General features: G+C 70.6%; 26 protein-coding genes. 9 read left to right on the top strand and 17 right to left on the bottom strand.

Annotated elements, in window-relative coordinates:
* Window positions 1-317: 317 nt before the first annotated feature.
* Both BLV63_RS03345 and BLV63_RS03340 read left to right on the top strand, forming a co-directional pair.
* Window positions 318-731 (top strand): VOC family protein, encoded by a 414-nt coding sequence (locus tag BLV63_RS03345; protein ID WP_066214045.1) that lies wholly within the window; start codon window positions 318-320, stop codon window positions 729-731.
* Window positions 732-969: 238 nt separating this feature from the next.
* On the top strand, window positions 970-1,758 hold the full coding sequence (locus BLV63_RS03340; protein ID WP_066214040.1) for a DeoR/GlpR family DNA-binding transcription regulator: 789 nt from the start codon (window positions 970-972) through the stop codon (window positions 1,756-1,758).
* Window positions 1,759-1,881: 123 nt separating this feature from the next.
* Here the strand turns inward: BLV63_RS03340 and BLV63_RS03335 are convergent, their stop codons facing one another.
* The 10 genes from BLV63_RS03335 to BLV63_RS03295 form a co-directional block, all read right to left on the bottom strand.
* Window positions 1,882-3,351 carry an FGGY-family carbohydrate kinase gene (locus tag BLV63_RS03335; protein WP_066214038.1) on the bottom strand — a complete coding sequence of 490 codons (1,470 nt, stop codon included), beginning with the start codon at window positions 3,349-3,351 and terminating at the stop codon, window positions 1,882-1,884.
* The gene (locus BLV63_RS03330) at window positions 3,342-4,391 is read right to left on the bottom strand and encodes a 2-hydroxyacid dehydrogenase (RefSeq protein ID WP_066214034.1); all 1,050 of its coding nucleotides are present in this window, start codon (window positions 4,389-4,391) and stop codon (window positions 3,342-3,344) included. The genes BLV63_RS03335 and BLV63_RS03330 overlap by 10 nt, the downstream gene beginning before the upstream one ends.
* Window positions 4,392-4,470: 79 nt before the next feature.
* Window positions 4,471-5,466 (bottom strand): zinc-dependent alcohol dehydrogenase family protein, encoded by a 996-nt coding sequence (locus tag BLV63_RS03325; protein ID WP_066214031.1) that lies wholly within the window; start codon window positions 5,464-5,466, stop codon window positions 4,471-4,473.
* Complete coding sequence (locus tag BLV63_RS03320) at window positions 5,463-6,380, bottom strand: carbohydrate ABC transporter permease (protein ID WP_074783977.1); 918 nt, start codon at window positions 6,378-6,380, stop codon at window positions 5,463-5,465. The genes BLV63_RS03325 and BLV63_RS03320 overlap by 4 nt, the downstream gene beginning before the upstream one ends.
* Window positions 6,377-7,342, bottom strand: coding sequence for a carbohydrate ABC transporter permease (locus BLV63_RS03315; protein WP_082724130.1), 966 nt, complete (start codon window positions 7,340-7,342; stop codon window positions 6,377-6,379). The genes BLV63_RS03320 and BLV63_RS03315 overlap by 4 nt, the downstream gene beginning before the upstream one ends.
* Before the next feature lie 59 nt (window positions 7,343-7,401).
* Window positions 7,402-8,763: an ABC transporter substrate-binding protein gene (locus tag BLV63_RS03310; protein ID WP_243874665.1), complete on the bottom strand. Its 1,362-nt coding sequence runs from the start codon at window positions 8,761-8,763 to the stop codon at window positions 7,402-7,404.
* A 91-nt stretch (window positions 8,764-8,854) separates the two neighbouring features.
* Window positions 8,855-9,616, bottom strand: coding sequence for a DeoR/GlpR family DNA-binding transcription regulator (locus BLV63_RS03305; RefSeq protein ID WP_066214026.1), 762 nt, complete (start codon window positions 9,614-9,616; stop codon window positions 8,855-8,857).
* A gap of 13 nt (window positions 9,617-9,629) precedes the next feature.
* Window positions 9,630-9,842, bottom strand: coding sequence for a hypothetical protein (locus tag BLV63_RS18260; RefSeq protein WP_139244631.1), 213 nt, complete (start codon window positions 9,840-9,842; stop codon window positions 9,630-9,632).
* Between the two features lie 166 nt (window positions 9,843-10,008).
* Window positions 10,009-10,770 carry a DeoR/GlpR family DNA-binding transcription regulator gene (locus BLV63_RS03300; protein WP_066214019.1) on the bottom strand — a complete coding sequence of 254 codons (762 nt, stop codon included), beginning with the start codon at window positions 10,768-10,770 and terminating at the stop codon, window positions 10,009-10,011.
* A gap of 125 nt (window positions 10,771-10,895) precedes the next feature.
* Entirely contained in the window at window positions 10,896-11,873 is a 978-nt protein-coding gene (locus tag BLV63_RS03295) for a 1-phosphofructokinase family hexose kinase (RefSeq protein ID WP_066214016.1), read from the bottom strand.
* 100 nt (window positions 11,874-11,973) lie between these two features.
* Here BLV63_RS03295 and BLV63_RS03290 point away from each other — a divergent pair, with 100 nt between their 5' ends.
* Window positions 11,974-12,804 carry a class II fructose-bisphosphate aldolase gene (locus BLV63_RS03290; RefSeq protein ID WP_066214013.1) on the top strand — a complete coding sequence of 277 codons (831 nt, stop codon included), beginning with the start codon at window positions 11,974-11,976 and terminating at the stop codon, window positions 12,802-12,804.
* Window positions 12,805-12,808: 4 nt separating this feature from the next.
* Here the strand turns inward: BLV63_RS03290 and xylB are convergent, their stop codons facing one another.
* Both xylB and BLV63_RS03280 read right to left on the bottom strand, forming a co-directional pair.
* Window positions 12,809-14,221: a xylulokinase gene (xylB, locus tag BLV63_RS03285; RefSeq protein WP_066214010.1), complete on the bottom strand. Its 1,413-nt coding sequence runs from the start codon at window positions 14,219-14,221 to the stop codon at window positions 12,809-12,811.
* 2 nt (window positions 14,222-14,223) lie between these two features.
* Window positions 14,224-15,762 carry a mannitol dehydrogenase family protein gene (locus BLV63_RS03280; protein WP_066214007.1) on the bottom strand — a complete coding sequence of 513 codons (1,539 nt, stop codon included), beginning with the start codon at window positions 15,760-15,762 and terminating at the stop codon, window positions 14,224-14,226.
* A gap of 256 nt (window positions 15,763-16,018) precedes the next feature.
* Here BLV63_RS03280 and BLV63_RS03275 point away from each other — a divergent pair, with 256 nt between their 5' ends.
* The 3 genes from BLV63_RS03275 (at window position 16,019) to BLV63_RS03265 (ending at window position 18,053) form a co-directional block, all read left to right on the top strand.
* Window positions 16,019-16,759, top strand: a complete 741-nt coding sequence (locus BLV63_RS03275; RefSeq protein ID WP_082724129.1) for a G1 family glutamic endopeptidase — start codon at window positions 16,019-16,021, stop codon at window positions 16,757-16,759.
* A gap of 123 nt (window positions 16,760-16,882) precedes the next feature.
* Window positions 16,883-17,491: a GrpB family protein gene (locus BLV63_RS03270; RefSeq protein WP_066214001.1), complete on the top strand. Its 609-nt coding sequence runs from the start codon at window positions 16,883-16,885 to the stop codon at window positions 17,489-17,491.
* Window positions 17,492-17,528: 37 nt separating this feature from the next.
* Window positions 17,529-18,053 (top strand): GNAT family N-acetyltransferase, encoded by a 525-nt coding sequence (locus BLV63_RS03265; RefSeq protein ID WP_066213998.1) that lies wholly within the window; start codon window positions 17,529-17,531, stop codon window positions 18,051-18,053.
* A 10-nt stretch (window positions 18,054-18,063) separates the two neighbouring features.
* On the opposite strand, the gene BLV63_RS03260 is transcribed toward BLV63_RS03265, so the two are convergent.
* Window positions 18,064-18,717, bottom strand: coding sequence for a nucleoside/nucleotide kinase family protein (locus tag BLV63_RS03260; RefSeq protein ID WP_066213995.1), 654 nt, complete (start codon window positions 18,715-18,717; stop codon window positions 18,064-18,066).
* 370 nt (window positions 18,718-19,087) lie between these two features.
* On the opposite strand from BLV63_RS03260, the gene BLV63_RS03255 reads away from it, so the two are divergent.
* Both BLV63_RS03255 and BLV63_RS03250 read left to right on the top strand, forming a co-directional pair.
* Complete coding sequence (locus BLV63_RS03255) at window positions 19,088-19,294, top strand: CsbD family protein (RefSeq protein ID WP_066213992.1); 207 nt, start codon at window positions 19,088-19,090, stop codon at window positions 19,292-19,294.
* A 145-nt stretch (window positions 19,295-19,439) separates the two neighbouring features.
* Window positions 19,440-20,099, top strand: a complete 660-nt coding sequence (locus BLV63_RS03250; protein WP_066213990.1) for a hypothetical protein — start codon at window positions 19,440-19,442, stop codon at window positions 20,097-20,099.
* A gap of 51 nt (window positions 20,100-20,150) precedes the next feature.
* Here BLV63_RS03250 and BLV63_RS03245 read toward each other — a convergent pair whose 3' ends face one another.
* Entirely contained in the window at window positions 20,151-20,831 is a 681-nt protein-coding gene (locus tag BLV63_RS03245) for a type 1 glutamine amidotransferase domain-containing protein (RefSeq protein ID WP_074783974.1), read from the bottom strand.
* Window positions 20,832-20,969: 138 nt separating this feature from the next.
* Window positions 20,970-21,566, bottom strand: coding sequence for a TetR/AcrR family transcriptional regulator (locus tag BLV63_RS03240; protein ID WP_066213985.1), 597 nt, complete (start codon window positions 21,564-21,566; stop codon window positions 20,970-20,972).
* A gap of 110 nt (window positions 21,567-21,676) precedes the next feature.
* Between BLV63_RS03240 and BLV63_RS03235 the strand changes: the two genes are divergently transcribed.
* Window positions 21,677-22,618: an NAD-dependent epimerase/dehydratase family protein gene (locus BLV63_RS03235; RefSeq protein WP_066213982.1), complete on the top strand. Its 942-nt coding sequence runs from the start codon at window positions 21,677-21,679 to the stop codon at window positions 22,616-22,618.
* A 2-nt stretch (window positions 22,619-22,620) separates the two neighbouring features.
* Here the strand turns inward: BLV63_RS03235 and hrpB are convergent, their stop codons facing one another.
* Together hrpB and BLV63_RS03225 are read right to left on the bottom strand one after the other, a co-directional pair.
* Window positions 22,621-25,299 (bottom strand): ATP-dependent helicase HrpB, encoded by a 2,679-nt coding sequence (gene hrpB, locus BLV63_RS03230; protein WP_066213979.1) that lies wholly within the window; start codon window positions 25,297-25,299, stop codon window positions 22,621-22,623.
* On the bottom strand, window positions 25,296-25,883 hold the full coding sequence (locus BLV63_RS03225; protein ID WP_066213975.1) for an HdeD family acid-resistance protein: 588 nt from the start codon (window positions 25,881-25,883) through the stop codon (window positions 25,296-25,298). Before BLV63_RS03225 ends, hrpB begins: the two co-directional genes overlap by 4 nt.
* Between the last annotated feature and the right edge of the window lie 2 nt (window positions 25,884-25,885).

The raw sequence follows: 25,885 nt of genomic DNA, 5'->3' as shown, positions 1-25,885 counted from the left end.
GCACCCGCGCGGCGTCCACCCGCCCGTTCGGCGTTGAGGCCACAATCGTCAGCAGACCCGACGAGCACACTGTCACCTGGGCCGCGCACCTTCCTTCGACCGCGATGTGACCACGCCCCGGTTACCATCAGACCCACGCGGATCCCGCGGGCCTGCGGGCACTCGACATGAGGACAGCCCACGGGACCGCGAGGTGGGCCAATGACTGAACCGAGCCCGGCCGCAGACCGGCCTTGTGTCATCACGTTCCGCCGGTCGTGCATCATGCGGCGCCCGAACCTCTGCAAGGCCGACTTCATACCGTCGAAGGAGCATTGATGCCCCAACCGGATAGCTACGAAACAACTCCCGTGCACACAGCCATCGGCTGGGGACTCCACCACGTGCAGCTGGCCTTTCCCCAGGGCGGAGAGGAAGCGTGCCGCAAGTTCTACGTGGAGATCCTGGGGCTCTCGGAGGTGCAGAAACCACCAGCGCTGGCGGCGCGCGGCGGACTTTGGGTGCGGGCCGACGACCTCGAAATCCACCTGGGTGCGGAGGACGACTTCAAACCCCAGAAAAAAGCTCATCCAGGAATTCTGGTGAGAGACATCGATGCCCTGGCTCAGCGAATCAATCACTTCGGCCTCACGGTGAACTGGGACGAGAACTTCCCAGGGATGAGGCGCTTCTACCTCTGGGACAACAACGGGAACCGTTTGGAGTTCCTGTCCCCCGAGGGAGCTCATTGACGGCATTCCGGCCCATGGCCGCGCCACACCGCACGGCGAGTTCGCCGGAGTGGAGCGCCGGCGGGAGCACCCGCGCAGCGTCCGCCCGCCCGTTCGGCGTTCGATGCGGGACACCCCCCGGAGTTGTCCCGCTGCCGCGTTCGCGTGGCGCCGGGGCGTGCCGCCGTCGTGCCCGCCCCCGGACAGCCCCGCCCACTCGGTAATCTGGACCCAGACACCCGACCAGCGGCAGGAAAACATGAGCCTCAACGGACCCGACGAGCGCGCCGTCTTCGCCGGCGAACGCCAGCAGCGCATCCTGGCGCTCCTCCGCGCGGCCGGCCGGGTCGACACCCGCGACCTCGCCGAGTCCTTCGATGTCAGCATCGAGAGCATCCGCAAGGACCTCATCCATCTGGAGCGCCACGGCCAGCTCCAGCGGGTCCACGGCGGCGCGATCCCCGCCGAATCCGCGTCCTTCGAGGCCCCCGTCCAGGAGCGCACCGGGTTCGCCCGCGAGAAGACCCGCATCGCCGAAGCTGCGCTCGGCCACCTGCCCGTCGGCGGTTCGATCCTCCTCGACGCCGGCTCGACCACCGAACGCCTCGCTGAGCTCCTCCCGCCCGGTCCCGCACTCACCGTCTTCACGAACACCCTGCCGATCGCCCTGAAACTGCTCGGTCACGCGCAACTGGACGTGTTCACGCTGGGCGGCCGCGTGCGCTCCCGCACCCTGGCCGAGGTGGATGAGTGGGCCCTGCGCTCGCTCGCGGAGCTGAACGCCGACGTCGCGTTCCTCGGCACCAACGGCCTGCACCCCGAGCGCGGCCTCACCACGCCCGACCCCGCCGAAGCGCACGTCAAGCGCGCCATGCTCGCGAGCGCGCGCCGTCGGATCCTGCTGTGCGACCACAGCAAGATCGGCTCGATCAGCACCGTGCAGCACGCCACCCTCGAGGACATCGACCTCCTCATCACCGACGACGGCGTCACCCCGGACCAGCTCGCCACGCTCCGCGCCGCGGGCCTCGAGATCCAGGTGGTCTGAGTCCCCCGCCCCCATCGACTGCGCTCGCCCATCGACTGCTTCATGGGATGCCGTTCCGGACCGAAATCCCGGAAAAAGAGCATCGTAGGGAGCAGTCGTTCGAAGGAGAGGGGAGATGAGGGCCTAGCGCATCAGGGTCAGGAACTCCGCGTACCGGTCATCGAGGACCGAACCCCAGTGGTGCTGCGGCTCGTGGCGTCGGACCACCGTCACGGCGGCGACGGCGGCTTCCGTCAGACCGGAGTACGCCCCGACGCCGATCGCGGCCAGGAGCGCCGCACCCCGGGCGCCGGCCTCGGTGGAGTCGGTGACCTCGAGTGGCACGTTCAGCACATCGGACATGAGCTGCGTCCACGGCTCGCTCTTCGCCCCGCCACCGCACAGCCGCGCCGCGCCGGAGAACGTGAAGGCCGACCGCAGTGCGTCCACATGCCAGCGGTGCTGGTGCGCGACGCCTTCCAGGACCGCGCGGAACACATCGTGACGGTCGTGGCTGCCGCGCAGGCCGCTCAGCTGCGCGCCGTCGGCGCCGTGACCCAGCGGCGCCCCGTACAGGTACGGCAGGAAGTGGGGCGCCTCGCGATAAGCCGCCGGATCCAGCAGCCGCGCCGCCTCGATGACCTCCGCGTAATCGGCCCCGCCACCCCAGTTCCGCATGGCCCACTCGAAGTTGGACGCGCTGCTGGGCGACGTCGACATGTGCAGCCAGCGCCCGCGCTCCAGGAAGGACCGGGCCTGCCAGCGCGGGTCGCCGACCGGCGCGTCCCACACCACCTGGTTGATGCTGAACGTGCCCATGACGACGCTCAGCGACCCCACTTCGATCGCCCCGATCCCGAGGGCCGCCGCGTCCACGTCGTGCGCCCCGGTCACCACGGGGGTGCCCGGTGCCAGTCCGGTCTCCTCCGCCGCGGCCCGGGTCACGTGACCGGCGACGGCGGAACTCGCCCGCAGCGGCGGCAGCAGCTCGCGGTACGCCCCGAGGCCGTAGATCCGCAGCGCCTCGTCGGACCACTCCTGCTCGTGCAGCCCGGTGAACGACGCGCTCGCCTCGGACGGGTCCGTCGCGATCTCACCGGTCAGTCTGAACCGCAGCCAGTCCTTGCAGAACAGGTACCAGCGGGTCTTCGCGAGGGTCTCCGGCTCGTGCCGTTCGAGCCACAGCAGGAGGGCGGAGGGACTGTAGGGTGCGGGGATCTGCCCGGTCGCCGCCAAGGCCGCCGCGCCGCGGGCGCCCTCTCCCAGTTCGGCCGCCTCGGCAACGGCGCGGGAATCCGTGGCGAGGATGGCCGCGCGGGTGGGGGCGCCGTCGTCGTCCACGAGATAGGCGCCGTCATTGTGGCCGCAGACGCCCACGCCGGCCACCTGCGCGCCGACCACCCCGGCGGACACCAGGCACTCGCGGATCGCCTCGGCGGCCGCGCGCCACACGTCCTCGAGATCCCGTTCCTGCCACGACGCGCGGGGCGAGGAAGTCGCCACCGACGCCGCACCCCGCGCCACCTGTCGGCCGTCCTCCGTGAAGAGCACCGCCTTGGTGAAGGTCTGGCCGGCGTCGAGGCCCAGGAAGTACCGCGCCGAGCTCAGCGCCATCCGAGCTCCCGGGCGTTGAGCGCGCGCTCGATCCGGCCGTGCTCCCGGAATTCGAGGATGGCCTCGGCGACCAGGCGCGCGGACATGGCGTTGGTGTCCTCGGTGTCGCCGCCGAAGTGCGTGGTGATGGTGACGTTGTCGAGGCTGCGGAAGCGGTCGTCCTCCGCGAGGGGTTCCGCGTCGAAGACGTCCAGCCCGGCGCCCGAGATCCGGCCCGCCGCGAGCACGTCGTAGAGGGCGTCGTAGTCCACGAGGCGGCTGCGGGAGACGTTGACGAAGTACGCCTCGGGCTTCAGCAGCGCGAACTGCTCCGCGCCGATGAACCGCTCGGTCTCCGGGGTCAGACGCGCCTGGACCAGCACGAAGTCGCTCTCGCGGAAGACGTCGTCCAGGCTCTCCGCACGCTCGACACCGGAGGCGGCCAGGGCGACGCCGCTCGCGTAGGGGTCGAAAGCCAGCAGCCGCGGCCGGAACCCGGAGATGCGCTCGCTGAAGATCCGCCCCACGTGCCCGAATCCCACCATCCCGACGGTGCGACCGTGGATCTCCACCCGCGCCCCCGGGAAGTCCTTGCGCCAGCCGCCCGCCTTCACGCTGGCGTCGGCCCGGGCCACATTGCGGGACTCCGCCAGCATGAGCGCGATCTGCAGCTCCGCGACCGCGCCCGCGTTCCGGCCGAGCGCCTGCACCACGCCGATGCCGCGGCGCGTGGCCTCCTCCACGTCGATGTTCTCGACGCCGGTGCGGGCCACCGAGATGAGCTTCAGCCGGGGCGCGGCGTCCAGAAGCTCCTTGGTGACCGGGGCGAAGTGGAAGGCGATGGCCTCGGCCTCCGCGATGTTCTCCAGCATCTCGGGAGGCGTGCCCACGGAGTTCGGGCCCTGGTGCTCCATGATCGTCTGGAGGGCGTGCTGCTCGGCCTTCTCTCCCGACCAGTCAATGTAGTTCACGGCCAGGCCGGAGCCGTCCAGGTGCTCGGCGTAGCTCCCGGTGGGGATGAACTTGTCCCCGACGACGAGGACGGAGTTGAGGTGCGGCATGGGTTGTCCTTCTCTGGTGCTGGTGCTGAAGCGGATGAGTGGTGGGGTGCAGGGTCGGCGGAGCGGAACCGGTGGGGACTCAGGCCCCGGGCTGGACGAGGACCTTGCGTCCGTGCCCCGCGGCGAACAGCGCCATCGCCTCCGGCGCCTGTTCGAGGGGGAAGCGGTGACTGATGAAGATCTCGGGCGGGATCAGTCCCGTGGCGAACAGGTCTGCGGCCCGTTCGAAACTGTGCAGCACGGCCATGGATCCGAGGATGCTGATCTCGTGTTTGTAGACGCGGAACGGGTCGAATTCCACCCGGGCGTCCTCCGGCGGCACCCCGAACTGCAGATAGGTCCCGCCCTTGGAGACCCTGCCGAGCGCGTCGGCGATCGCCCGCGGATTGCCCGTGGCGTCGATGACCACGTCCCAGCCCTGGGGGCGGTCGAACTCCTCGGCGGAGGCCGCCGCGCCCGTGGCGCCCAGCAGGTCCACGGTCGCCAGGCGGTCCGGGTTGAGATCCACGAGGTGCACGCTGGTCGCCCCCGCCTGTTTGGCGAGCTGCAGGAGCATGAGCCCCATGGTCCCCGCGCCGTAGATGAGCACGCGCGCGCCCAGGCGGAGGGAGAGGACGTCGAAGGCGTGGATGGCGCAGGACAGTGGCTCGACCAGCGCGGCGTCCTCCAGCGCGAGGTGTTCCGGGAGCTTCACCGCCAAGGGCGCGGGCACCCTCACGTACTCGGCCATGGCGCCCGCTTCGCTGACCCCGAGGGCTTGGAAATCGTCACAGAGGTTGCCCCGCCCCACGCGGCAATAGGGGCAGTGCCCGCACGGCATGTTCGGATCCGCCGTGACGCGGTCTCCCACCCGGAACCCGGTGACCTCCGAGCCCACGGCCACCACTTCACCCGCGAACTCGTGTCCGGGGACCAGCGGCAGCGACTGCGCGAAGCCCCCGTGCAGGATGTGCAGATCGGTGCCGCAGATCCCGGCCGAGGCCACCTTGAGGAGGAGGTCGCCGGGCCGGGGCGTGGGGTCCGGCAAATCCACCACCTCCAGCCGGCCGGGCTCGGTGACGAGCGCGGCCCTCATTTCACCGCACCCAGGGAGAGGCCCTGGACGAGCTTGTCCTGAGCGGCGAACCCGGCCACCAGGACCGGCAGCGAGATGACCACGGCCGCCGCGCAGACCTGGGCCAGGAAGAGGCCCTGGCTCGTGACGAAACCCGTGAGGAACACGGGGCTGGTCCCGGCCCGGACTCCCGTGAGGACGCGGGCCAGGAGGAGTTCGTTCCACGAGAAGATGAAGCAGATCAGGCTCGTGGCGGCGATGCCGGGCATCGCGACCGGGGCGATCACCTTGCGGAGCGTGAGCACCAGGCTGGCGCCGTCGAGCTGCGCCGCCTCCAGCATCTCCACCGGCACCTCGGCCAGGAAGGACCGCATCATCCACACCGCGATCGGCAGGTTCATCGAGGTGTACATGAGGATGAGGAACCAGATGTTGTCCAGCGACCCGGAGCTCTTGGCGAAGATGTAGAGCGGCAGCACGGCGGCGACCACGGGCATCATCTTGGTCGAGAGGAAGAAGAACAGCACGTCCGTCCACTTCTTCACGGGCTTGATGGACAGCGCGTAGGCGGCGGGGATCGCGAGCAGCAGCACCAGGACGGTGGAGAAGACGCTCGCCATCGCCGAGTTGATGAGCGGCGGCCAGGGGCTGACGCCGGAACTGGAGCCGAAGAACTGGGCGTAGGAGTCCAGGGTCAGCGACGCCGCCACGGACGGCGGATTGGTGGCCGCGTCCTGCTCGCTGTGGAAGGAGGTGAGCACCATCCACAGCACGGGCAGGGCGAAGAACAGGGCCGCCAGCCAGGCGATGATTCCGGCGGCCGTGTTGTTGCGGGTGGGGTCCAGACGTGACTTACGACGGCGGCGGGGCGCGGCCCCCGGGTCGGCGCCGGCGCCGCGGCGGGTGCCGGAGCCGGTCAGTGCGGTGCTGCTCATCGTGCGGCCTCCTTCTTGAAGAGGGTGAAGACGGTGCGGAGGGCGAACGTGGCCACGATGATGCTGCCGATCACCACGATCACGCCGGCCGCCGAGGCGACTCCGTACTCATTGGCGAAATAGAACGTCTGGTACACGGCGTAGGGGAGGTTCGCGGTGCCGAGCCCGCCCGACGTCAGCGTGAACACGGCGTCGAAGTTCTGGACGATGTAGATGGCGCCCAGCAGCCCACCCAGCTCCAGGTACTGCCGCAGGTGCGGCAGGGTGATGTGGCGGAAGACCTGCCAGCCCGTGGCGCCGTCCATCTGCGCCGCCTCCATGACGTCAGCGGGCCGGGACTGCAGACCGGCCAGCAGGATCAGCATCATGAAGGGGGTCCACTGCCAGACCAGGGACAGGATGACGGCCAGGAGCGGCTGCGTGGACAGCAGATCGAGCTGCGGCGGGTTGGCGTTGCCGGTGAGCTGGCCGATCCAGGTCAGCACGCCGTTGATGAGGCCGTAGGTCGGGTTGAGGATGGCGTGCTTCCACACGAGGGCGGCGGCCACCGGGACCACCAGGAACGGCGCGATCAGCAGGGTGCGCGCCAGGCCACGGCCGAAGAACTTCTGGTTCAGCAGCAGGGCGAGCACCAGGCCGATGACCAGGCTGACCAGGACCACGGACACCGTGAGGACGATCGTGACCAGGATGGCCTGGCGGAAGTCGTTGTTGGTGAGGACCTCCACGTAGTTCTTGAACCCCGCGAAGCCCGTCTCCGTGGGCTTGAGGGCGTTCCAGTTCATGAAGGAGATGATGATCGTCACCACGAACGGCAGCTGCGTGGTGATGATCAGGAAGATGAGGGCGGGCATGAGGGGCGCCCGCCGCGCCCACGCGGTGGCGCGCTCGCGGGCCGTCGGCCGGGGCAGCGGCGCCCGTCCGAGGCGGCGGCCGGTGTCCGGCAAGGCTGTGGTGGTCATGGTGGCTCCTGGTGGGTGCGGCGCCCGGGACGGACGCCGCACCCTGTTCGAAGGAAGGGTTACTTCTTGTACTTGTCGCCGACCTTGGTGGCGGCTTCCTGGCCCTTGTTCAGGGCGTCGTCCACGCTGGTCTGCCCGGCGATCGCGGAGCTGACACCCTGGGAGACGGTGGTGCCGAGATCGGCGAATTCGGGGATGCCCACGAACTGGATGCCGACCGTGGGGCGGGGCTGCACGCCCGGGTTCTTCGGATCGACGCTCAGGATGGCCTCCTTCTCCGCCTTGAAGAACGGGGCGGCCTTCTGGAAGTCCGCGTTCTCATAGGTGGAGCTGCGCTTGCCGGAGGGCACCTTGGCCCAGCCGAGCTGCTTGGCCACGAGCTCCTCGTACTTCTTGGAGCTGGCCCAGGCGATGAACTTGCCCGCCGCGTCCTGCTTCTTCGACGCGGCCTGGACGCCCCAGGACCAGGTCCAGAGCCAGCCGGCCTGCTTGGTCTGCTTCACCGGGGCCTGGACATAGCCGATCTTGCCCTTGACCGGCGATGAGTCGGCTTCCAGCGAGCCACCGGCGGAGGAGGCGTCGTACCACATGGCCACCTTGCCCTGGACCATGTTGTTCAGGCACTCGGTGAAGCCCGCCTGTGCCGCGCCGGCCTCGCCGTGCTTGCGGACCAGGTCCACGTAGAACTGCGTGGCGGCCTTGAACTCGGGGGCGTTGACCTGGGCGTTCCAGTCCTTGTCGAACCAGGTGCCGCCGAAGGTGTTGACCACGGTGGTGAGCGGCGCGAAGACCTGGCCCCAGCCCGGCTGGCCGCGCAGGCAGATGCCCTTCATGCCGGGCTGCGCGCCGTCGGCCTTGGCCGCCAGATCGGCCACCTGGTCCCACGTGGGGTTGGACGGGACGGTCAGACCCTTGGCCTGGAACACGTCTTTGCGGTACATGAGCAGGGAGGACTCGCCGTAGAAGGGCTCGCCGTAGAGCTTGCCATCCGTGCCGGTCAGGGACGCCGTGTAGGCGGGGAGGATGTCCTTCTGGTCGAACTCCGCGTTCTTCGCGACGGTGTCGTCCAGCGGGGCGAGCCACTTGTTGGCCGAGTAGAACGGGATCTCGTAGTTGGAGAGGGACGCGACGTCGTACTGGCCGGCCTGGCTGGAGAACTCCTGGCTGATCTTGGCGCGGACGTCGTTCTCCGGCATGACGGTGTAATTGACCTTGATGCCCGTCTCCTTGGTGAAGTTGTCCGCGGTCAGCTTCTGGAGATCCAGCATCTGCGGGTTGTTCACCATGAGGACGTTGATGCTCTGGGCGTCTCCAGCACCGTCCCCGCCGCCTGCGCCGGAGCAGGCGGACAGGGCCGTGGTGGCGAGGGCGAGGACTGCGAGCGACGCGGCGATGCGACGTGGTGTAGGCAGGATCTTCACGGTTTTTCTTTCTTCCAGGGCCGTTTCAGGCAAGGGTGTAGTGCGGTGAGTGGTGATGCGGGTGTTCTGGCGCAGTTTGCTTCGGCGCAGCTCAGACCTGGGTGATCTGGACTCCGAGCCGACGGAATGGCTGAAGGTGGGACTCCGGGACGGTCTTCTCCGTGACCACGGCGTCGAGGTCATGGAGATCGGCGAACTTGATGCTGGAATCGACGCCGAACTTCGATTCGTCGGCGATCAGCAGCGTCCGGCGGCTCGCTCTCACCGCCGCGGATTTCACGGCGGCCACGGAGGAGTCCGGGCAGGTGAGCCCGTGTTTGCCGGTGGCGCCGTTGGTGCCCACGACGGCGAGGTCCAGGACCAGCCGGCTGAGCATGTCGGTGGCCCAGTGGTCCACGGCGCCGAGGGTGTTGGGACGGACCCGGCCTCCGAGGATGACCACGTCCAGATGGGGACGGACCGCCAGCTGGCTGGCCACCGGTAGGGAGCTCGTGACCACCAGGACCGGCCGGTTGGGCCGGAGCTGCGCTGCGTACGCGGCGGCCGTGGAGCCTTCGTCGATGAAGATCGACTCCACCTCGTCCGTGTACTCGAGCGCCGCCTGAGCGATTCTGGCCTTCGCCTCGGGGTGTGAGGAACCGCGGGCCAGGAGCGTGCTTTCGAAGCCGAGCTTCTCCACGGGGATGGCTCCCCCGTGGACCCGGCGGATCAGTCCGCGCCGTTCCAGGACGTTCAGGTCCCGGCGAACCGTCTCGACGGCGACGCCCAATTGCCCCGCGATCTCCGGAACCTCGAGGCGGCCCTGCGCACGGGCCGTCTCGATGATCCATCGATGGCGTTCCACTGGGTACATGTCTGCCCGTCTCTTAGAGTTTGCGCCCGAAGCTGACTGCTTGGCTGCGATCGATTGTGGCATCCGCCACACCGTCCGCGATACGCCCAGGTGAAACGGGCATCCCAGCGTGGTCATTCGGGCTGAAACGGGCAATCACTGCGGGATTGATGACCGATGACGGGGTGCCGGAGCGGCGCTGGAGGACGCGGCGTGCGAAGAAGGGGTGCATGACGACGTTGTGCATGGTGCTGACTCCCAGGGTTCGAAGCGGGGACAGCTCGATTATGGGCAGCGTTCAGCCCCGCCCCGGCGACCGTTTGGGTGGCTGTGCGTGACCGATTGGTGACCGGCTCGACGGCGACGCGGCCGCCTTTGGTGTCCGCCGACGTCGTGCCAGGTCGCTGCCGGAGTCAGACGCGCAGCACGCGCGGGCCGAGCGTCTCGTACCGCTGGGCCTCGTGCGCGGAGAGGGCGCCGTCCGTGACGATCGTTTCGAAGTCCTGCACCGTGGCGAAGCGGCAGAAGCTGGTGACGCCGAACTTGGTGTGGGTGCCCACCAGGATGCGCCGCCGGGACTGCCGGACCGCTTCCTGTTTGATCGCGGCGACGGCGGGGTCCGGCGTCGTGAGGCCGTGCTCGCGGGAGATGCCGTTGGCTCCCAGGAACGCGACGTCGATCTGCAGTTCGCCGAGCATGCGCAGCGCCCAGTGGTCGACGGTCGCGAGGGTGTGGCCGCGCATGCGCCCGCCCAGGAGGAGCACCGTCACCCCGGGGCTGCGCGAGAGGGCCTGCGCCGCGAGGAGGGACGCGGTCACCACGGTCAGGCGCCGTGCGGTCTGAAGCTGCTCCGCGATGAGCCGTGGCGTGAAACCCTCGTCGAGGAACACCGTCTCGGCCCCCTGCAGCAGCTCCGCGGCCGCCGCCGCGATGCGCCTCTTCTCCGCGACGTTGGCGGTGGCCCGGTAGCCGGTGTCGGATTCGAAACCGGCCGTCTCCACCGCGACGGCGCCGCCGTGGACCCGGCGCAGCACGCCACGGTCCACCAGGGCCCGCAGATCCCGGCGGACGGTCTCGGCGGCAGCGCCCAGCGCGGGCACGAGCGAGGCGACCTCGACCTTCCCCTGCTCCCGCGCGAGATCGAGAATCCGGGCCTGGCGTTCCTGTGGTTCCATCCGACCATTGTGACGCCCGATCGGTCACGGCGGGAGGCCCGATGGCACCGATGCGGGGTCACTTGACGTCGCCCGAGGGCCCGACATCCGGCAACGAGTGACCCCTCATCGACTCGCGGAGCCCGTCAGCCCTTCGCGGGCTCCGAGAGGGGCCGGGCCGCGTCCGGCGCATCTGTGACCGTGATCCGGTCCCGCAATTCCGGGTCCAGGTCGAAGAGGGTCGTCGCGTGGCCGACCGCCGAGGACGCGTACAGGATCGCGGAGGCCAGGCACCCGGCCGGCTCCGCGCCGCCGTCGCGCGCGGCGAGGAAGCCCGCCAGCGACGCATCGCCGGCCCCCACCGTGTTGAGCACCCGCACGTCGCGGGCCCAGCCGTGCAGCGCGTGCCCGGCATCCACGTAGACCATGCCGTCGGCGCCCAGGCTCGCCAAGACCGCCCCGGCGCCCCGGGTCAGAACCTCCCGGGCGGCGTCCACCACGTCTCCCACCGTGCCGAGCTCCCGGCCGGTCTCGGCCGCCAGTTCGTGCACATTCGGCTTCACGAGCCCAGGCCCGGCCGCGAGCGCCCGGCTCAGCACCTCTCCCGACGCGTCCACGACGACGGCGGCGCCCAGCTCCCGGCCCAGCCTCACGAGCGCGGGGTGGAACCCTTCCGGGGCGCCGGGCGGGAGGCTCCCGCACAGGGCGAGGGTGGTCACGCCGTCGGACGCCGTGAGTGCTTCGGAGAGCGCCACGCGCACCGCGTCGATCAGTCGCTGCGCAAGGTCCTCCCCCAGGGGCGCCCCCGGTTCGTTGATCTTGGTCCCCGCATGACCGGGGACGCGGAGGGTGATGTTCGTCCGAACCTCCGCACCGCTGGGCACCACCACGGCGTCGACGCCCATTCCAGCGAGTTGCTCCCTCATGAAGACTCCGGTGCCCCCGCCGGCCGGGAAGAGGGCCTGCGTGGGCACGCCGTTCCGCCGCAGCGCGACGGACACGTTGATGCCCTTGCCGCTCGCCTCGCGGGTGCTTTCCGTGGCGACATTGACCGCGTCGAAGGCGAAGGAGTCCGTGGTGACGGTCCAGTCGATGGCCGGATTCGGGGTGACGGTGAGGATCATGGCGGCTTCCCTGGATCGAAGTGCAAAGGGTTGTATTTGGTTGGATTTAAGCCAATACTATTGGAAATACCTCAGAAGCCCAAGACCCTCGGAGTACACCATGGCGCTCGTCACCACCGCCGAACTCGTCGCCGATGCGCAGGCCCGCCGCGCCGCCGTCGTCGCCTTCAACGTCATCACCCTGGAGCACGCCCAGGGCATCCTCGCGGGCGCCGAGCGCGCGGGCCGGCCGGTCACCCTGCAGCTCAGCCAGAACGCCGTGAAATACCACGGCTCCCCCACCGCCATCGCGGCCGCGATCACCGCCGCCGCGCGTGAATCCCGCGCGGACGCCTCGTTCCACCTGGACCACGTGACGGACATCGACCTGGTCCAGCGGGCCGCCGCGCTGGGCGCCAGTTCCGCGATGTACGACGGCGCGCACCTCCCGTTCGCCGACAACGTCGCCCAGACGCGGGCCATGGTCGAATGGGGCGCCGAGCACGGCGTGTGGATCGAAGCCGAGCTGGGCGAGATCGGCGGCAAGGACGGGGCCCACGCCCCGGGAGTCCGCACCGACCCGGCCGAGGCACGTCGGTTCGTCGAAGACACCGGGGTCGCCGCGCTGGCCGTGGCCGTCGGGTCCTCGCACGCCATGACCGAACAGACCGCCACGCTGGATCTGGACCTCATCCAGGCCTTGGCGGAAGCAGTCCCCGTACCGCTCGTCCTGCACGGCTCCTCGGGTGTCCCCGACGATCAGCTGCGCAGCGGCGCGGAGCGCGGCATGGTGAAGATCAATGTCGGCACCGCACTGAATGTCGCCTACACGGGCGCCGTCCGGTCCGCGCTGGCCGCGGACCCGGCCCTGACGGATCCCCGCAAGTACTCGGCCCCGGCGCGCGCCGCCGTGGGCGACGCCGTCGAACACGTCCTGGGCGTCCTCGCTTAGCGGGTCAGCCCCCATACCCCGCTGACCAGTGCCGGAAGGCGGCGAGCGCTGCGCCGTCGCCCAGGGTCTGCGGCACCAGGTGACCGTCCTGCGGCCACGCGGGGAACGCACCTGCCAGGACTCCGGCCGCCTGGATCGCCGCGCCGCGCGCCACGTACTCGTCCGGGTCGGGGACGAGGACCGGGAGGCCGAACACGTCCGCCGCCACGGCCCGCGCGGTGTGGGCCTGGCTGCCGCCGCCGATGAGAATGACCCTCCGGGCCCTGGCGCCCTGGGCCTCCAGCGCGTCGAGGCCCAGGGCGAGCGAGGCGATGACGCCCTCGAACGCCGCCCGCGCCACATTGCCGGGGGTCCAGTTCTCCAGGGTCATCCCGTGGAGGCCGCCCTTCGCATGCGGCAGATTCGGGGTGCGCTCGCCTTCGAAGTACGGCACCATGGTCAGCCCGCCGGACCCGGGGCGGGCCGCACTGGCCAGCGCGTCCAGCCGATCGAGCTTCACGCCGAGCAGCTGCGCCGTGGCGTCGAAGACCCGCGCCGCATTGAGCGTGCAGACCAGGGGCAAGTAGTTTCCGGTGGCGTCTGCGAATCCCGCCACCACCCCCTCCGGATCGTGGCTGGGGGCCGAGGACACCGCGAAGATCGTGCCGGACGTCCCCAGGGACACGACCACGTCCCCCAGCTGTGCGCCGACACCGAGGGCCGCCGCGGCGTTGTCCCCGGCGCCGGGCGCCAGAAGCTGCCCCGACGGAAGCCGCCCCGCGGACTCGAGCGGGCCGAGCACCCGCGGCAGGACGACGTCGTGCCCGAGCACGTTCCGGACCACCTCGGGCAGATACGCCCCCTGCGCGGCCGAGTAGTACCCGGTGCCCGAGGCGTCCGAGCGGTCCGTGACCAGCGCGTCCAGATCGGGGTCGCCGGGACCGTGCCCGGACAGGCGCCACTGCAGCCAGTCGTGGGGGAGGCAGACGGCGGCCACTTTCCGGGCGTTGGCCGGTTCGTTGGCGGCGAGCCAGTGCAGCTTCGACACGGTCAGCGAGGCGACCGGGACCGTGCCCGTGGTGCGGGCCCAGTAGTCGCGGCCCAGCTCGGGAGTGGGACCGGCGGTGGCCACGAGACGGTCCGCGTCCGGGGCGGAACGCACGTCGTTCCAGAGCAGCGCCGGCCGGATGACCTCGCCCCGTTCATCGAGGCAGACCATGCCGTGCTGCTGTCCCGCGATCGACACCGCGTCCACGCCGTCCAGTCCCCCGGCCTGACGCAGGGCCTCGTGCAGCGCATCCCACCAGTGTTCCGGGTCCACCTCGGTGCCCTGCGAATGCCGGGCCCGGCCCTGGCGCAGCACCGTTCCGGTCTCGGCATCCCGGATGGTCACCTTGCACGACTGGGTGGAGGTGTCAATCCCCGCGACGAGCGCCATGCTCAGCCTTCCCGTCCGGCGGGGCCCGCCAGGTCCGCCACGGTCGCCGCGGCGCCCCGCTCGTGCAGGCTTCCCAGGGCCGACAGGTACGGCTCGGTGAAACGCGGGTCGTCCACCAGGTCCCCGAACACCTCGCGCTGAGCGACGAACGCCAGCGGATCCTCCGCCTGCCGTGCCGCGGCGGCCATGAGCGGTTCCTTCAGGCGGTCGACGACGGCGATCGGCGCCCCCGCCTCGTCCACGCCTTCCGCGTACCGCGCCCAGGAGGCGACCACCGCGGCACTGCGGCCCACCTCCCGCTCCTCCCCCGCATCTGACGCCGCGAGGTTCTCCCGGATCACGGGGACCAGCCACTTGGGGATCCGGTCCGAGCTCTCGGCGCAGAGCCGGGCCAGGGTGTCCCGGATGTGCTCGTTGGAGAACCGCTCGATCAACTGACGCTTGTAGGCGTCCAGGTCCACGCCGGGCACCGGGCGGAGGGTGGGGGTGGCCTCGAGGTCCATGTAGTCGAGCAGGAACCGGGCGAGATCGGGGTCCTGCGCCGCCTCATGCGCGTAGCGGTGGCCCGCCAGGTAGCCGAAATATCCCATGCCCTGGTGGCTGGCGTTGAGCAGGCGGAGCTTCATGAGTTCGTACGGTTCGACGTCCGGCACGAGCTGCACCCCGGCGTCCTCGTAGGGCGGCCGTCCGGGACCCGACGCGCTGGGCACGAAGTGGTCCTCCAGCACCCATTGCGTGAACGGCTCGCAGACCACGGGCCAGGCGTCGGTGTATCCGTGGTCGTCGCGGACGGCCGCACGGTCCGCGTCGGTGGTGACGGGGGTGATGCGGTCCACCATCGAGTTGGGGAACGGCACCTCGGCCTCCATCCAGGCGCCGAGCTCCGGGTCCCGCAGCCGGGCGAATGCCGTGAACATCATGCGGGCCACGTCCCCGTTGCCCTGGATGTTGTCGCAGGACATCACCGTGAAGGGCGGCACTCCCCGGGCACGACGCCGGGCGAGGGCCTCCGTGACCAGGCCGAAGACGGTGCCGGGTACGGCGCCCGCGGCGAGGTCGGCCCGCACGGCGGGGGCGGCGTCGTCGAACTCGCCGGTGACGTGGTGGAAGTTGTAGCCGCCCTCGGTGATGGTCAGCGAGACGATGCGGATCTCCGGGGAAGCCATCTTCTCGATCACGGCCTCGGGGTCGTCGGGGGCGAAGAGGTAGTCCACGATCGAGCCGATGACGCGGGCCTCACGACGGCCGTCCGGGTGCTTGACGACCAGCGTGTAGAGATGGTCCTGCGCTTCCATGACGTCGAGCATGTGCCGGTCGCTGGGGAGGACGCCCACGCCGCAGATGGCCCAGTCGAACGCCTCGCCCTGATTCATGAGGGTGTCCAGGTACATGGCCTGATGCGCCCGGTGGAATCCGCCCACCCCGAAGTGGACGATCCCCGCCGTGAGCCGCGAGCGGTCGTAGGAGGGCACGGTCACCGGGGTGGCTCCGGGCAGGCCTTCGGCGAGGGCGGGCAGCAGGTGCTGGGAGAGCGGGAGCATGGGTTCCTCTCGTGACGGGTACGTGGGCTCCACCGTCTGCGATCGGCGCGTCCGGGGCAAGAGGCGGCGCCGTATCGGTCGGAAACGGGCAAGACGGCCGGTCACGACGCTGCAGGATCCCCGTGGACATTCACTCATTTCGTGTATATCGTGACAGATGTTGTCATGCACATGACACCATATCGGCCGTTTCGGCCGTACCTCCCCTGCTTGCGAGCACATCGCCGTGCGCGCAAGCCGTCCCGAAAGAAGATCGATGAAGAAATTCACAGGAATTGCCGCTGGCGCACTGGCGGCAATGCTCCTCACGAGCGTAGCGACGCCCCCCGCCCTCGCTTCAGAAGCTCCGAGTACCACGGCCGGCTTCGCGCACCACGTGGGGCAAGCCAAGAAGTCTGCCAGCACTTCCGGGAACTGGTCCGGGTATGCCCAGAGCAACGGCGGCTACACGTCAGCCTCCGCCACCTGGACGGTCCCGACGGTGACCACGTCCAGCACCGACCGTTACGCCACCACCTGGGTGGGTATCGACGGCTGGTCGAACAGCAATCTGATCCAGACAGGTACCGAAGAAGACACCGTTAACGGGAAGGCCGTCTACTACGCCTGGTGGGAGATCTTGCCAGCGGTGCAGACCCGAATCAGCCTGGCCGTGGCCCCTGGAAACTCGATCACGGGGACGGTGGCCAAAGTGAGCGGCACCACCTGGAGCATTACGCTCAAGAACAACACCACCGGACAGTCGTTCACGACGAATCAGACGTACAAGGGCTCCGCGAGTGACGTTGAGTACATCCACGAAGCCACCCAGATCAACGGCACGATCGCTCCCATGGCGCAGACCACGCCGGTCACGTTCACCAATCTGACGGAGAACGGCATCAGCCCGAATCTGACGTCCGACCAGAAAATCTCCTTGGTCCAGAATGGGGTGACGGTGGAAACCCCCGACAACCCGAGCGCCGGCAACAGCTTCACTGATCGATACACGGGCTAAGGCCCCGGAGTCACCGGTGTACGGGCCAGGCGGTCCCGCGCACCGGTGACTCTGCGTATCTCGCCCTGCTGCCCGGCCTGTTCGATGCGCACAGGACGGACGTCCGCGTGGAAGGATGGCCCCATGCCGAGCAGAGAGAGCATCGTCAGCTTCGAGGAACCTCCGGCCCCGGAGGGCGCCGATCCCTATGTGAACGGCGCCGGGCCGAGCCCGGGCATCGCCGTGGTGCCGCCGCGGGCGGAGTGGCCCGGGCTGTTCGAGACGCTGGCCGTGCGGATCCGCGCCGCGCTCGGCTGGCGGGCGCTGGCCGTCGAACACGTGGGCTCCACCTCCGTGCCGGGGCTGTCCGCCAAGCCGACCATCGACATCGACCTGATCGTCGCGGCCCCGGACCGGGAGGAGGACTACGTCCCGGCACTCGAACAGCAGGGATTCGTCCTGCGGGTCCGCGAGCCTTGGTGGTTCGGCCACCGGATGCTCGCCCTGCAGGAACCGGCCTGCCATCTGCATGTCTTCGGCCCGGACAGCCCGGAACCGGTCAAACACCGGATCTTCCGCGATTGGCTGCGCGGGAATCCCGATGATCGCGAACGCTACGAGGCCGCGAAGCTGCGCGCCTCAGCGGAGGCGACCGCCGCGGGGGAACACTCCATGGAGTACAACGCCCGCAAGGAGTCCGTCATCCGGGAGATCTACGACCGCGCCTTCCGCGCCGCGGGGCTCCTCCGCTGAGCCGTTTCGCCCGTCGGTTCCTCTACGCTGAGGCCTCATGGAGTTCACCATCCGCCCCCGTGTTCCCGGCGACATCTCCGCACTCGCCGAACTGCTCGAACGCCAGCAGCCCACGAGCCGCTATCCCTTCGTCTGGCCGTTCCCCGGCGGCGCAGAGTCCTTCCTCGTGCGCGACGGCGAGCTGGCCTCCTGGGTGGCTGAAGCCGCCGACGGCACGCTGCTGGGTCATGTCGCGGTCACCCGGGTCGACGACGGCGACGAGGGACGACTGTGGGCGGAGGCGCTCGACGCGGACATCGAGGAACTGCGCTGCGTGAGCGTCCTCTTCACCGACCCGGCGCAGGCGGGATCCGGCGTGGGTTCGGCGCTCCTGGAACGCGCCACCCGGGCCGCTGCCGCCGACGGCCTGCCGGTGCTCGACGTCGTCGCGTCCGCCGAGCGCCCCGTGCAGCTCTACCAGCGGCGCGGCTGGCGGATCATCGCCACGATCTCCGCGCCCTGGCACCCCGAGCTCGACCTGCCCATTCACCTCATGGTCCTCCCCCGGAACGGCGCGGCGTAAACCTCGCCCCTCACTCCGGCCGCACGACGACGGCGGCCCGCCCCCGCGCGGCACGGATCAGGCGGGCGTTGGCCTCGTCCGTCCCGAGGGCCCAGGCGCGTGCCGCGTCGGGGCTCTTCCCGAACGCCTCGTGACGCGCGATGAGCCGCTCCAGCCGGACGCCGTCGTCCGGCTCCACGAACCAGGCCTCGTCAAGGATCGGGAGCACGCCCGCCCACGGCCCGTCCTGGAGCAAGAGGTAATTGCCTTCCGTGATCACGAGCCGCGCTTCCCGGGGGACGGCGATGGCCCCCGCCACCGGCTCCTCGATCTCGCGCCGGAATTCCGGGGCGAACACGACGTCCTCATCCCGCGCGCGGAGCCGGCGGAGCAGCGCGACGTAGCCCGCGCCGTCGAACGTTTCAGGAGCGCCCTTGCGCTGCCGCAGCCCTCGCCGTTCCAGCACGGCGTTCGCGAGGTGATACCCGTCGAGCGGCACCGCGACGGCGAGATCCGGGCCGAAGTGTTCTACCAGGGCCGTGGAGAGCGTCGTCTTCCCGGCACCGGGCGAGCCGGCCAGGCCCAGGATGACGCGCTCCCCGGACGCCAGCAGCCGTTCGATCCGCTCGAGCGCCACGGGCAGGCCGAGCGTGGGTGGGGCGAGGTCCGGGGCGGCGAAGTCCATGCCGGAACCGTACCGCGACGGAGCCGTCGTCGGGACGCTCCCGGCCCGTGCCGGACATCCGGGCACCGCGGCGGGGCCTGACGGGCGCACCCGGGCAGGGCCGCCCCTCACTCCGTCCGCTGCTCCGGCGCCGGCTCGAGTGCCCGACCGGGCCGGCGCACCGGTTCAGCGCAGCGCGAACACGCCCCGGATCCCCGCCATTCCGGGCTTTCCGGCGGTTCCTGGGAGTTCACCGGGTTGCGGACCCAGAACAAGTGTGATGAGGATTGAAGTATCGCTTCACGGCGTAGCGGTTGATGGGAGAGTCATCTCTTACCGCCCGTTCCAGGATTCGACCAAGGGCCACGAGCCCGCTGACGAGGAGGACATCATGGGTATCGGCGACAAGATCAACAACAAGGCTGAAGAGCTGGGTGGCAAGGCCAAGGAAGCGGCCGGCCAGGCGAGCGGCGATGAGCGCCTCGAGGCCGAGGGTCAGAAGGACCAGGCTTCGGCGGGCCTGAAGCAGGCCGGCGAAAAGGTCAAGGACGCTGCGGCCGAGGCCGTGGAGAACGTCAAGGACATCTTCAAGAAGTAGCTTCCCGACGGCGGGCTTCCGCCACTCGCGACATGCAGGCTGTGGCCCGGGCGATGCCCGGGCCACAGTCATGTCCGGGAGGGTCCCCGCCGATGGGCCCAGCCGGATTCATCGGATTAGCCCATCGACTGGATACACTGTCGCCATGCAGACCATTCCAGAGCGTCAGCGCCGCGTCTTCCGCATCTCCCTGCTGTGCCTGTCGATCGCCGCGGGGCTGGTGCTCGGTGGATTCGTCGGACTTCTGCTGGGCCTGAACCGGCAGAGCAGCAACGCCGCCTCGCCCGTGCTGTTCGGACTCTCCGCCGCCTTCTCGACGGTGATCATGGCGGTGCTCATCCCGCTGATGGCTTCGGAAGAGCGGCGTTTGCAGCGGCGACTGGATGACTGCGGCACCGCCGCCTCAACCGGCCCAGGGTCCACTGCGTGGCCGGCGGTGCCGGCGGTTCTCGTGCGCGTCATGCCGGCACGACGGCGTGCGCCGTTCACGACGGCGCTCTTCACGGCGAACACCCCCGAACGGGGCGTCCTTCCCGTCGCAGTCCGGCTCCCCGTGACGGCTTCGCCGCAGCCCTCCAGCGGCGCGTGGCTCCGCCTGAGCCCCGCCGACCCGGCGGTCGCGGTCATCGACCCCTTCGCCACGCCGGACGACCACGCGAACGCGGGTTCCGACCCGGCCCTCGCCCGCCTCAGCCGCGTGCAGCGGGGACTCGCCGTGCCGGCCGGGGCCTGGGTCGGTCCGGTGCTGATCGGCATCGCGGTCGCGGCGATCATGGCGGCGCTGACGGCCCTCCTCGCCCGCTGACCTGCGGCGGGGGCGGCCCCGCCGTCGGCGCCGTCGAAGACCAGCCCCTCCTCAGAGCTGCGCGACCACCTTCTGGGCGGTCTCCTTCGCAGAACCGGGGTTCTGGCCGGTGACGAGTTTGCCGTCGGTCACGGCGTAGGAGACGAACGGCAGCTTGGCCTTCTGGTACAGGGCGCCGCGCTTCTTCATCTCCTCCTCCACGTTGTACGGCACGAGCTTGTCGACCCGCGCGAGGACCTCCTCCTGCCAGGCGAAACCCGTGAGGTGCTTGCCGTCGACCAGCAGGCTCCCGTCCGTGAGACGGACGTTGAGCAGACCGCAGTAGCCGTGGCACACCGAGGAGACGACCTTGCTCTGCTCCCACAGCTCGCGGGTGAGGCGTTGCAGGCCTTCGCTGTCCGGGAAGTCGTACATGACCGCGTGCCCGCCGGTGAAGTAGATCGCGTCGAAGTCCTCCGTGTTCACCTGATCGGGGCTGAGCGTGTTCTCCAGCAGAGCCATCCGCTCCGGATCGGCGTGCCAGGCCTTCGCGGACTTGTCATAGCTCGGGAACTTCAGCGAGCGCGGCTCCAGCGGCACCTTCCCGCCCTGAGGGCTGACGATGACCTGCTCGTAGCCGTGCTCTTCGAACACCTCCCAGGCGTGCGTGAGTTCGGAGAGCCAGAGGCCGGTGGGGTGCTCCGGATCGTCGTAGTGGCTGACATTGGTGACAACGTGCAGGATGCGGGTCATGATTCCTTCTTCCTGGTGATCTTCTTCGGAGGAGCTTGTCGCCGAGTTCGGGGGTTCGTTCCGGCGCCGAGGGTTGCAGGCTGTGCTCTCGGCGCGAACCCCCGAACTCAGCGGGTGTGGACGCGCGACGGCGGGGTGTCATCTCGGGGCGGGCGCTCCCAGGCCCAGCACCGCGGCGATCGCGGCACGCACGCGCGCTTCGACGTCGTCGAGATTCTCCGGGCGGAGCTTGCCGTCCAGATGCAGGAACGCCAGGCCGTGGGCCATGCCCCAGAAGGCGACGGACAGATTCGGGACGTCGGCCTGCGGGAACATGCCGGCCAGGACGTCGTCCAGGACCGCGTGCAGCTGCGCGGCGGCGAGGACGCGGTCGTCGTCGGCGTCGTCGCATTCATTGCCGAACATGATCCGGAACTCCGCGGGGCGCTTGAGCGCGAAGAAGACATAGGCCACGCCGAGGCCGCCGAGGATGTCGGCGGGCGCCGCCCCTTCGGGAGCGGCCTCCAGCGCCGCGGCGAGATCCGCCGTCAGATCCCGGAAGCCCGCGACGGCGACGGCGCCGTCGAGCGCTTTCCGGTCCGCGAAGTGACGGTAGGGCGCGGTCTGCGAGACCCCCGCGCGACGGGCGACCGCCCGCATGGAGAACGGCTCCCCGGACTCCAGCAGCTCGATCGCGGCCTTCAGGAGCGCGGCGCGCAGGTCCCCGTGATGGTAGCTCTTCTCCAAAGTTGACACTGAACACTTCCACTCGTACGCTGATGTATGCAGTGACAACATTACCTCACTGCGGCAGCACTGCGCATCCACCGAACTGGCGGATGGCGGCCGGACGAAAGGCGGAAACGATGCAGACGATCCTGGGGGCGAGCGGGCAGATCGCAGTCGAGCTGGCTCGCGAGCTCCACCGGGCCCACACCACGGACCTGCGACTGGTGAGCCGCAATCCGCGGAAGGTCAATGCCACGGACACCGTCCAGCGGGCCGACCTCCTGGACGCGGAGCAGACGCACGCCGCCGTCGCGGGCAGTGAGACCGTCTACTTCACGGCGGGACTGCCCGCCGACACGGCGCTGTGGGAAGCCCAGTTCCCCACCATGCTCCGGAACGCCCTGGACGCCTCCCGCGCCGCCGGGGCACGGTTCGCCTACTTCGACAACACCTACATGTACCCGCAGGACGCGCGGGTCCAGACCGAGGACACCCCGTTCGAGCCGGTCGGGGCGAAGGGCCGGGTCCGCGCGGCCATGGCCGAGATGGTCCTCGCGGAGATGGACCGCGGCGACATCCCCGTGCTGATCGCCCGCGCCCCCGAGTTCTACGGACCCGGCCGCACCCAGGGCTTCACGAACACCCTGGTCATCGACCGCCTGAAGGCCGGCCGGAAGCCCGTGGTCCCGGTCCGGGACGACCGGCGCCGCAGCCTCATCTGGACTCCGGACGCGAGTCGCGCCCTCGCCGCGCTCGGCAACGCCGACGACGCGTACGGCCAGACCTGGCACCTCCCCGTCGACGACCAGCACCCCACCTATCGCGAGTTCATCACGGAGGCGGCGCAGGTGTTCGGGCGGAACCCCGGGTACACGGTGGCGCCGGAATGGGTGCTCCGCGCCGCCGGCGTCGTCAACGCCCAGGCCCGCGAGATCCGCGAACTCCTGCCCCGCTACCGGCACGACAACCTCTTCGACTCCACCAAGTTCCAGACGCGCTTCCCGGACTTCCCGGTGACCACGTACCAGGAAGGCCTGCGGGCCATCCAGCGCGAACACGACGCCGCGCAGGCTGGCTGACCCTACCCGCCCATCCGGTTCTTGGTGCGGGCGGTCGCGACGGCGGCCCACGGGTCCTCCGGCCAGGGATGCTTCGGGTACCGCCCCCGCATCTCGGCCCTGACCTGCGCATACGGACCGGACCAGAACGACGCCAGGTCCGCCGTCACGGCCAGCGGCCGCCCCGCCGGAGACAGCAGATGGAACACCACGGGCACCCGCCCGTCCACGAGCCGCGGCGTCTCGGCCCAGCCGAAGCACTCCTGCAGCTTCACGGCGACCACCGGCTGCGGCACGGGAGCGCCGTCGTCCGGGGCCTCCTCGACCTCCGGATACTCGAGGCGCACCCGGCGTCCGCTCGGCACCTCGAGCTCCGCGGGAACCAGCTCCTCCAGCCGGACGGCCTCGGGCCACGGCAGCAGCCGGCGCAAGGCGTCCACGAGCGGCAGTCCCTTCACGGACGCCCCGCCGGCGAGCGCGTCGAGGTCCGGGCCCAGCCACTCGTCGGCGCGGGCCAGGAGCGCCGCCGACGACATGTCCGGCCACGGATCCCCCAGCACACGGTGCAACAGCGCGAGCCTCCGCCGCAGCGCATCCGCCGGGCCGGGGAAGCCGATGGCGTCCAGCCCGTCCCGTTCCAGAGCCCGGAGGACCGCGGCATGCCCCTCCCGGGGACCGGGCTTCACAGGCGTCGAGGACAGCACGATCGCCCCCAGCCGGGACACCTTCCGCGCGGCCACTCGGCCGCCGTCGAAGGACGCCTCCACGCCATCGGCCAGCAGATGCGACGCCGCGAGCGCCGCGGTCTCCCCGGAGATCCCTGCGGCCGCACGGATCACGGCACCGGTCCCGGCGGCCTCTCTGCCACCGGCTCGGCTCGCCTCCGCCACGGCGAGCCACTCGTGCCCCGAGAGCGGGCTCCCCGACGGCAGGGCCGCCCGGGTCCCGGAGGCCAGCAGGTAGACCTCCCGCTCGCCCGGCACCCTGCGCGCCACCTGCGCCGGGAAGGCCAGCGCGACGACGGCGCCCACCTCTTCCCCGCGCGGCACCGGCCGGGCGGGGGCCGGCGTCGTCGCGCGTGAGGAGTCGGCGATGCGCTCGAAGCGGCGGACTTCGTCCTTCCAGGCCCGCGCTTGCGGGTCTTGCCCGGAGCGCAGCCCGCTCAGGAGTCTGCCTAGGTCGGCGCCCGGCGCCCGGAACTCCCTCGCCACGAGGGCCACGGCCTCCGCCGCAGGCCGGGCGCCCAGGAGCGCCGCGCCTTCGAGGAGGGCCCGGCCCAGCCGGGGGTCGGCGGGGATCCCGGCGAGGGTCCGGCCCTCCTCGGTCGGCTGGCCGTCCGGCGTCACGGCTCCGAGAGTTGTCAGGGTGGCGAGGGCGTCGCGCAGAGCCGGCGCCGGAGGTGCGTCGGGCAAGGCGAAACGATCGGGACCGTCCACGCCGGAGAGCACTCCCGGGAGCGCGCCCCAGCAGGCCAGGACGAGGGCGGCCTCCGTCAGATCCGCGGCGGCGATCTCCGGCGTCGGCTGCGCGGGGGCCGCGGCGAAGGCCCGCTCGTCGCAGCAGCGCACAGCACGTCCCGGACCTTGCCGCGCGGCGCGTCCGGCCCGCTGCTCGGCACTCGCCCGCGAACAGGCGACGGTCACCAGACCGTTCATGCCCCGCGAGGCATCCCTCCGGGGCTCGCGGCTCAGGCACGAGTCGATCACGAGGCGCACACCGGGAACCGTGAGCGAGGATTCCGCCAGGGACGTGGACACGACGATGCGCGGACGGTCCCCCGGTCGGCGTCCGGAGACGGCTCTCTGCTGTTCCGCGGGGCTGATCTGGCCGTGAAGCTCGAGGACCTCGGTCTCGGGAGCCAGGCCACGGAGCCGTTCGCTGACATGCCTGACCTCGCAGGCCCCGGGCACGAAGACGAGAGCGTCGACGTCCGGGGCGGCGGCGAGCGCGGCCCGGTGCTCGCGGGCCGCCGTGTCGGCCACGTGATCCAGGAAACCCCTCGTCACGCCGCGTTCGTCCCTGCGGGCGACGGGCGAGGGTTTCCAGGCCACGTCGAGCGGATGCAGCGCCGAGGGGCAATCGACCACGGGCACCGCGCCCGCAGCCCCGCCGAGCAGCTCCGCGAACCGCGCGGCATCGAGGGTGGCGGACATCGCGACCACCATCAGGTCGTCGCGGAGCTGCCGCAGCTCGGCGAGCATGGCGAAGAGCAGGTCGCTCTCCAGGGCGCGTTCGTGCACCTCATCCAGGACGACGGCATCCACCCCGTCCAGGGCGGGGTCGGCCAGGAGGCGGCGCAGCAGGATGCCCGGGGTCACGAACTCCACGACCGTGTCACGCCCGGCCTGCCGTTCGCCACGGACCGTGAACCCCACTGTCCGTCCCAGCGGGCTCCCGTCCAGGGCGGCCAGGCGCGTCGCCGCGGCTCGTGCGGCGACCCTTCTCGGCTGGGTCACGACGACGCGCGGGCTCCGCCCCGCGGCCCGCGCACCGGCGAGGGTGGCCACGAGAGGCGGGACGAGGGTCGTCTTGCCCGTCCCGGGCGGCGCCTGGACGACCGCGGCGGGCCCGGCGTCGTCGCCCGTCCGGCCGGAAGCGGTCCCGTCCGGTCCGCCGAGCGCGGCGGACAGCTCCCCCAGCGCCGCGGCGAAGGGCAGGCCCGCGCCGATCACGTCAAGGTCGAACAGAGATGCTCCGGTCATGCGGCGGCCTGGGCCCGGCGCAGTTTCGTGACGGACAGGACGGCGATCTTCAGGCCGACCAGGGCGCTGCGCAGGCCGAACGCGAAGGCCAGCACGGTGGTCCCGGTGCCCGGCAGGACCGCGCAGAAGGCGGCCAGGACCAGGTCCAGGATGCTCCGGAGAAGGTCCTGCCACGGCGCGTCGGAGTGGTTGCGGAGCACCTCGACCAGTCGCGTGGCCCCACTGGAGACGAAGGTCAGAGCCGCCAGGTACACCAGCACGGCGGACGGGAGCGGGATGAGCAGCACGACCAGGCCGGCCGCGATCCAGACGAGCCCGAGGAGGAAGGGCCAGAGCCGGCGTCGCGCCTTTCCGCCCCGGGCCTCCTGCGCGGCGTCGGCCAGGTCTCCCAGACCGGACAGCACGAAGCCCGCCCCGGCGTAGATCTCGATGCGGGTCAGCGCCCCGAGCGGATGCAGGAACAGCCAGACACCACCCGCCAGGGATGCCAGGCCGACCAGGAACACGACCCACCAGGGCAGACGAGCGACGTGCTTGCCGAGCAGGCCGGGCAGGGTCCAGAAACGCTGGTGGATGGAGCTCATCC

The sequence above is a fragment of the Arthrobacter woluwensis genome (genome assembly GCF_900105345.1).
GTDB classification, from domain to species: Bacteria; Actinomycetota; Actinomycetes; order Actinomycetales; family Micrococcaceae; genus Arthrobacter_E; species Arthrobacter_E woluwensis.
This window is presented reverse-complemented; position numbering and strand designations above follow the sequence as displayed.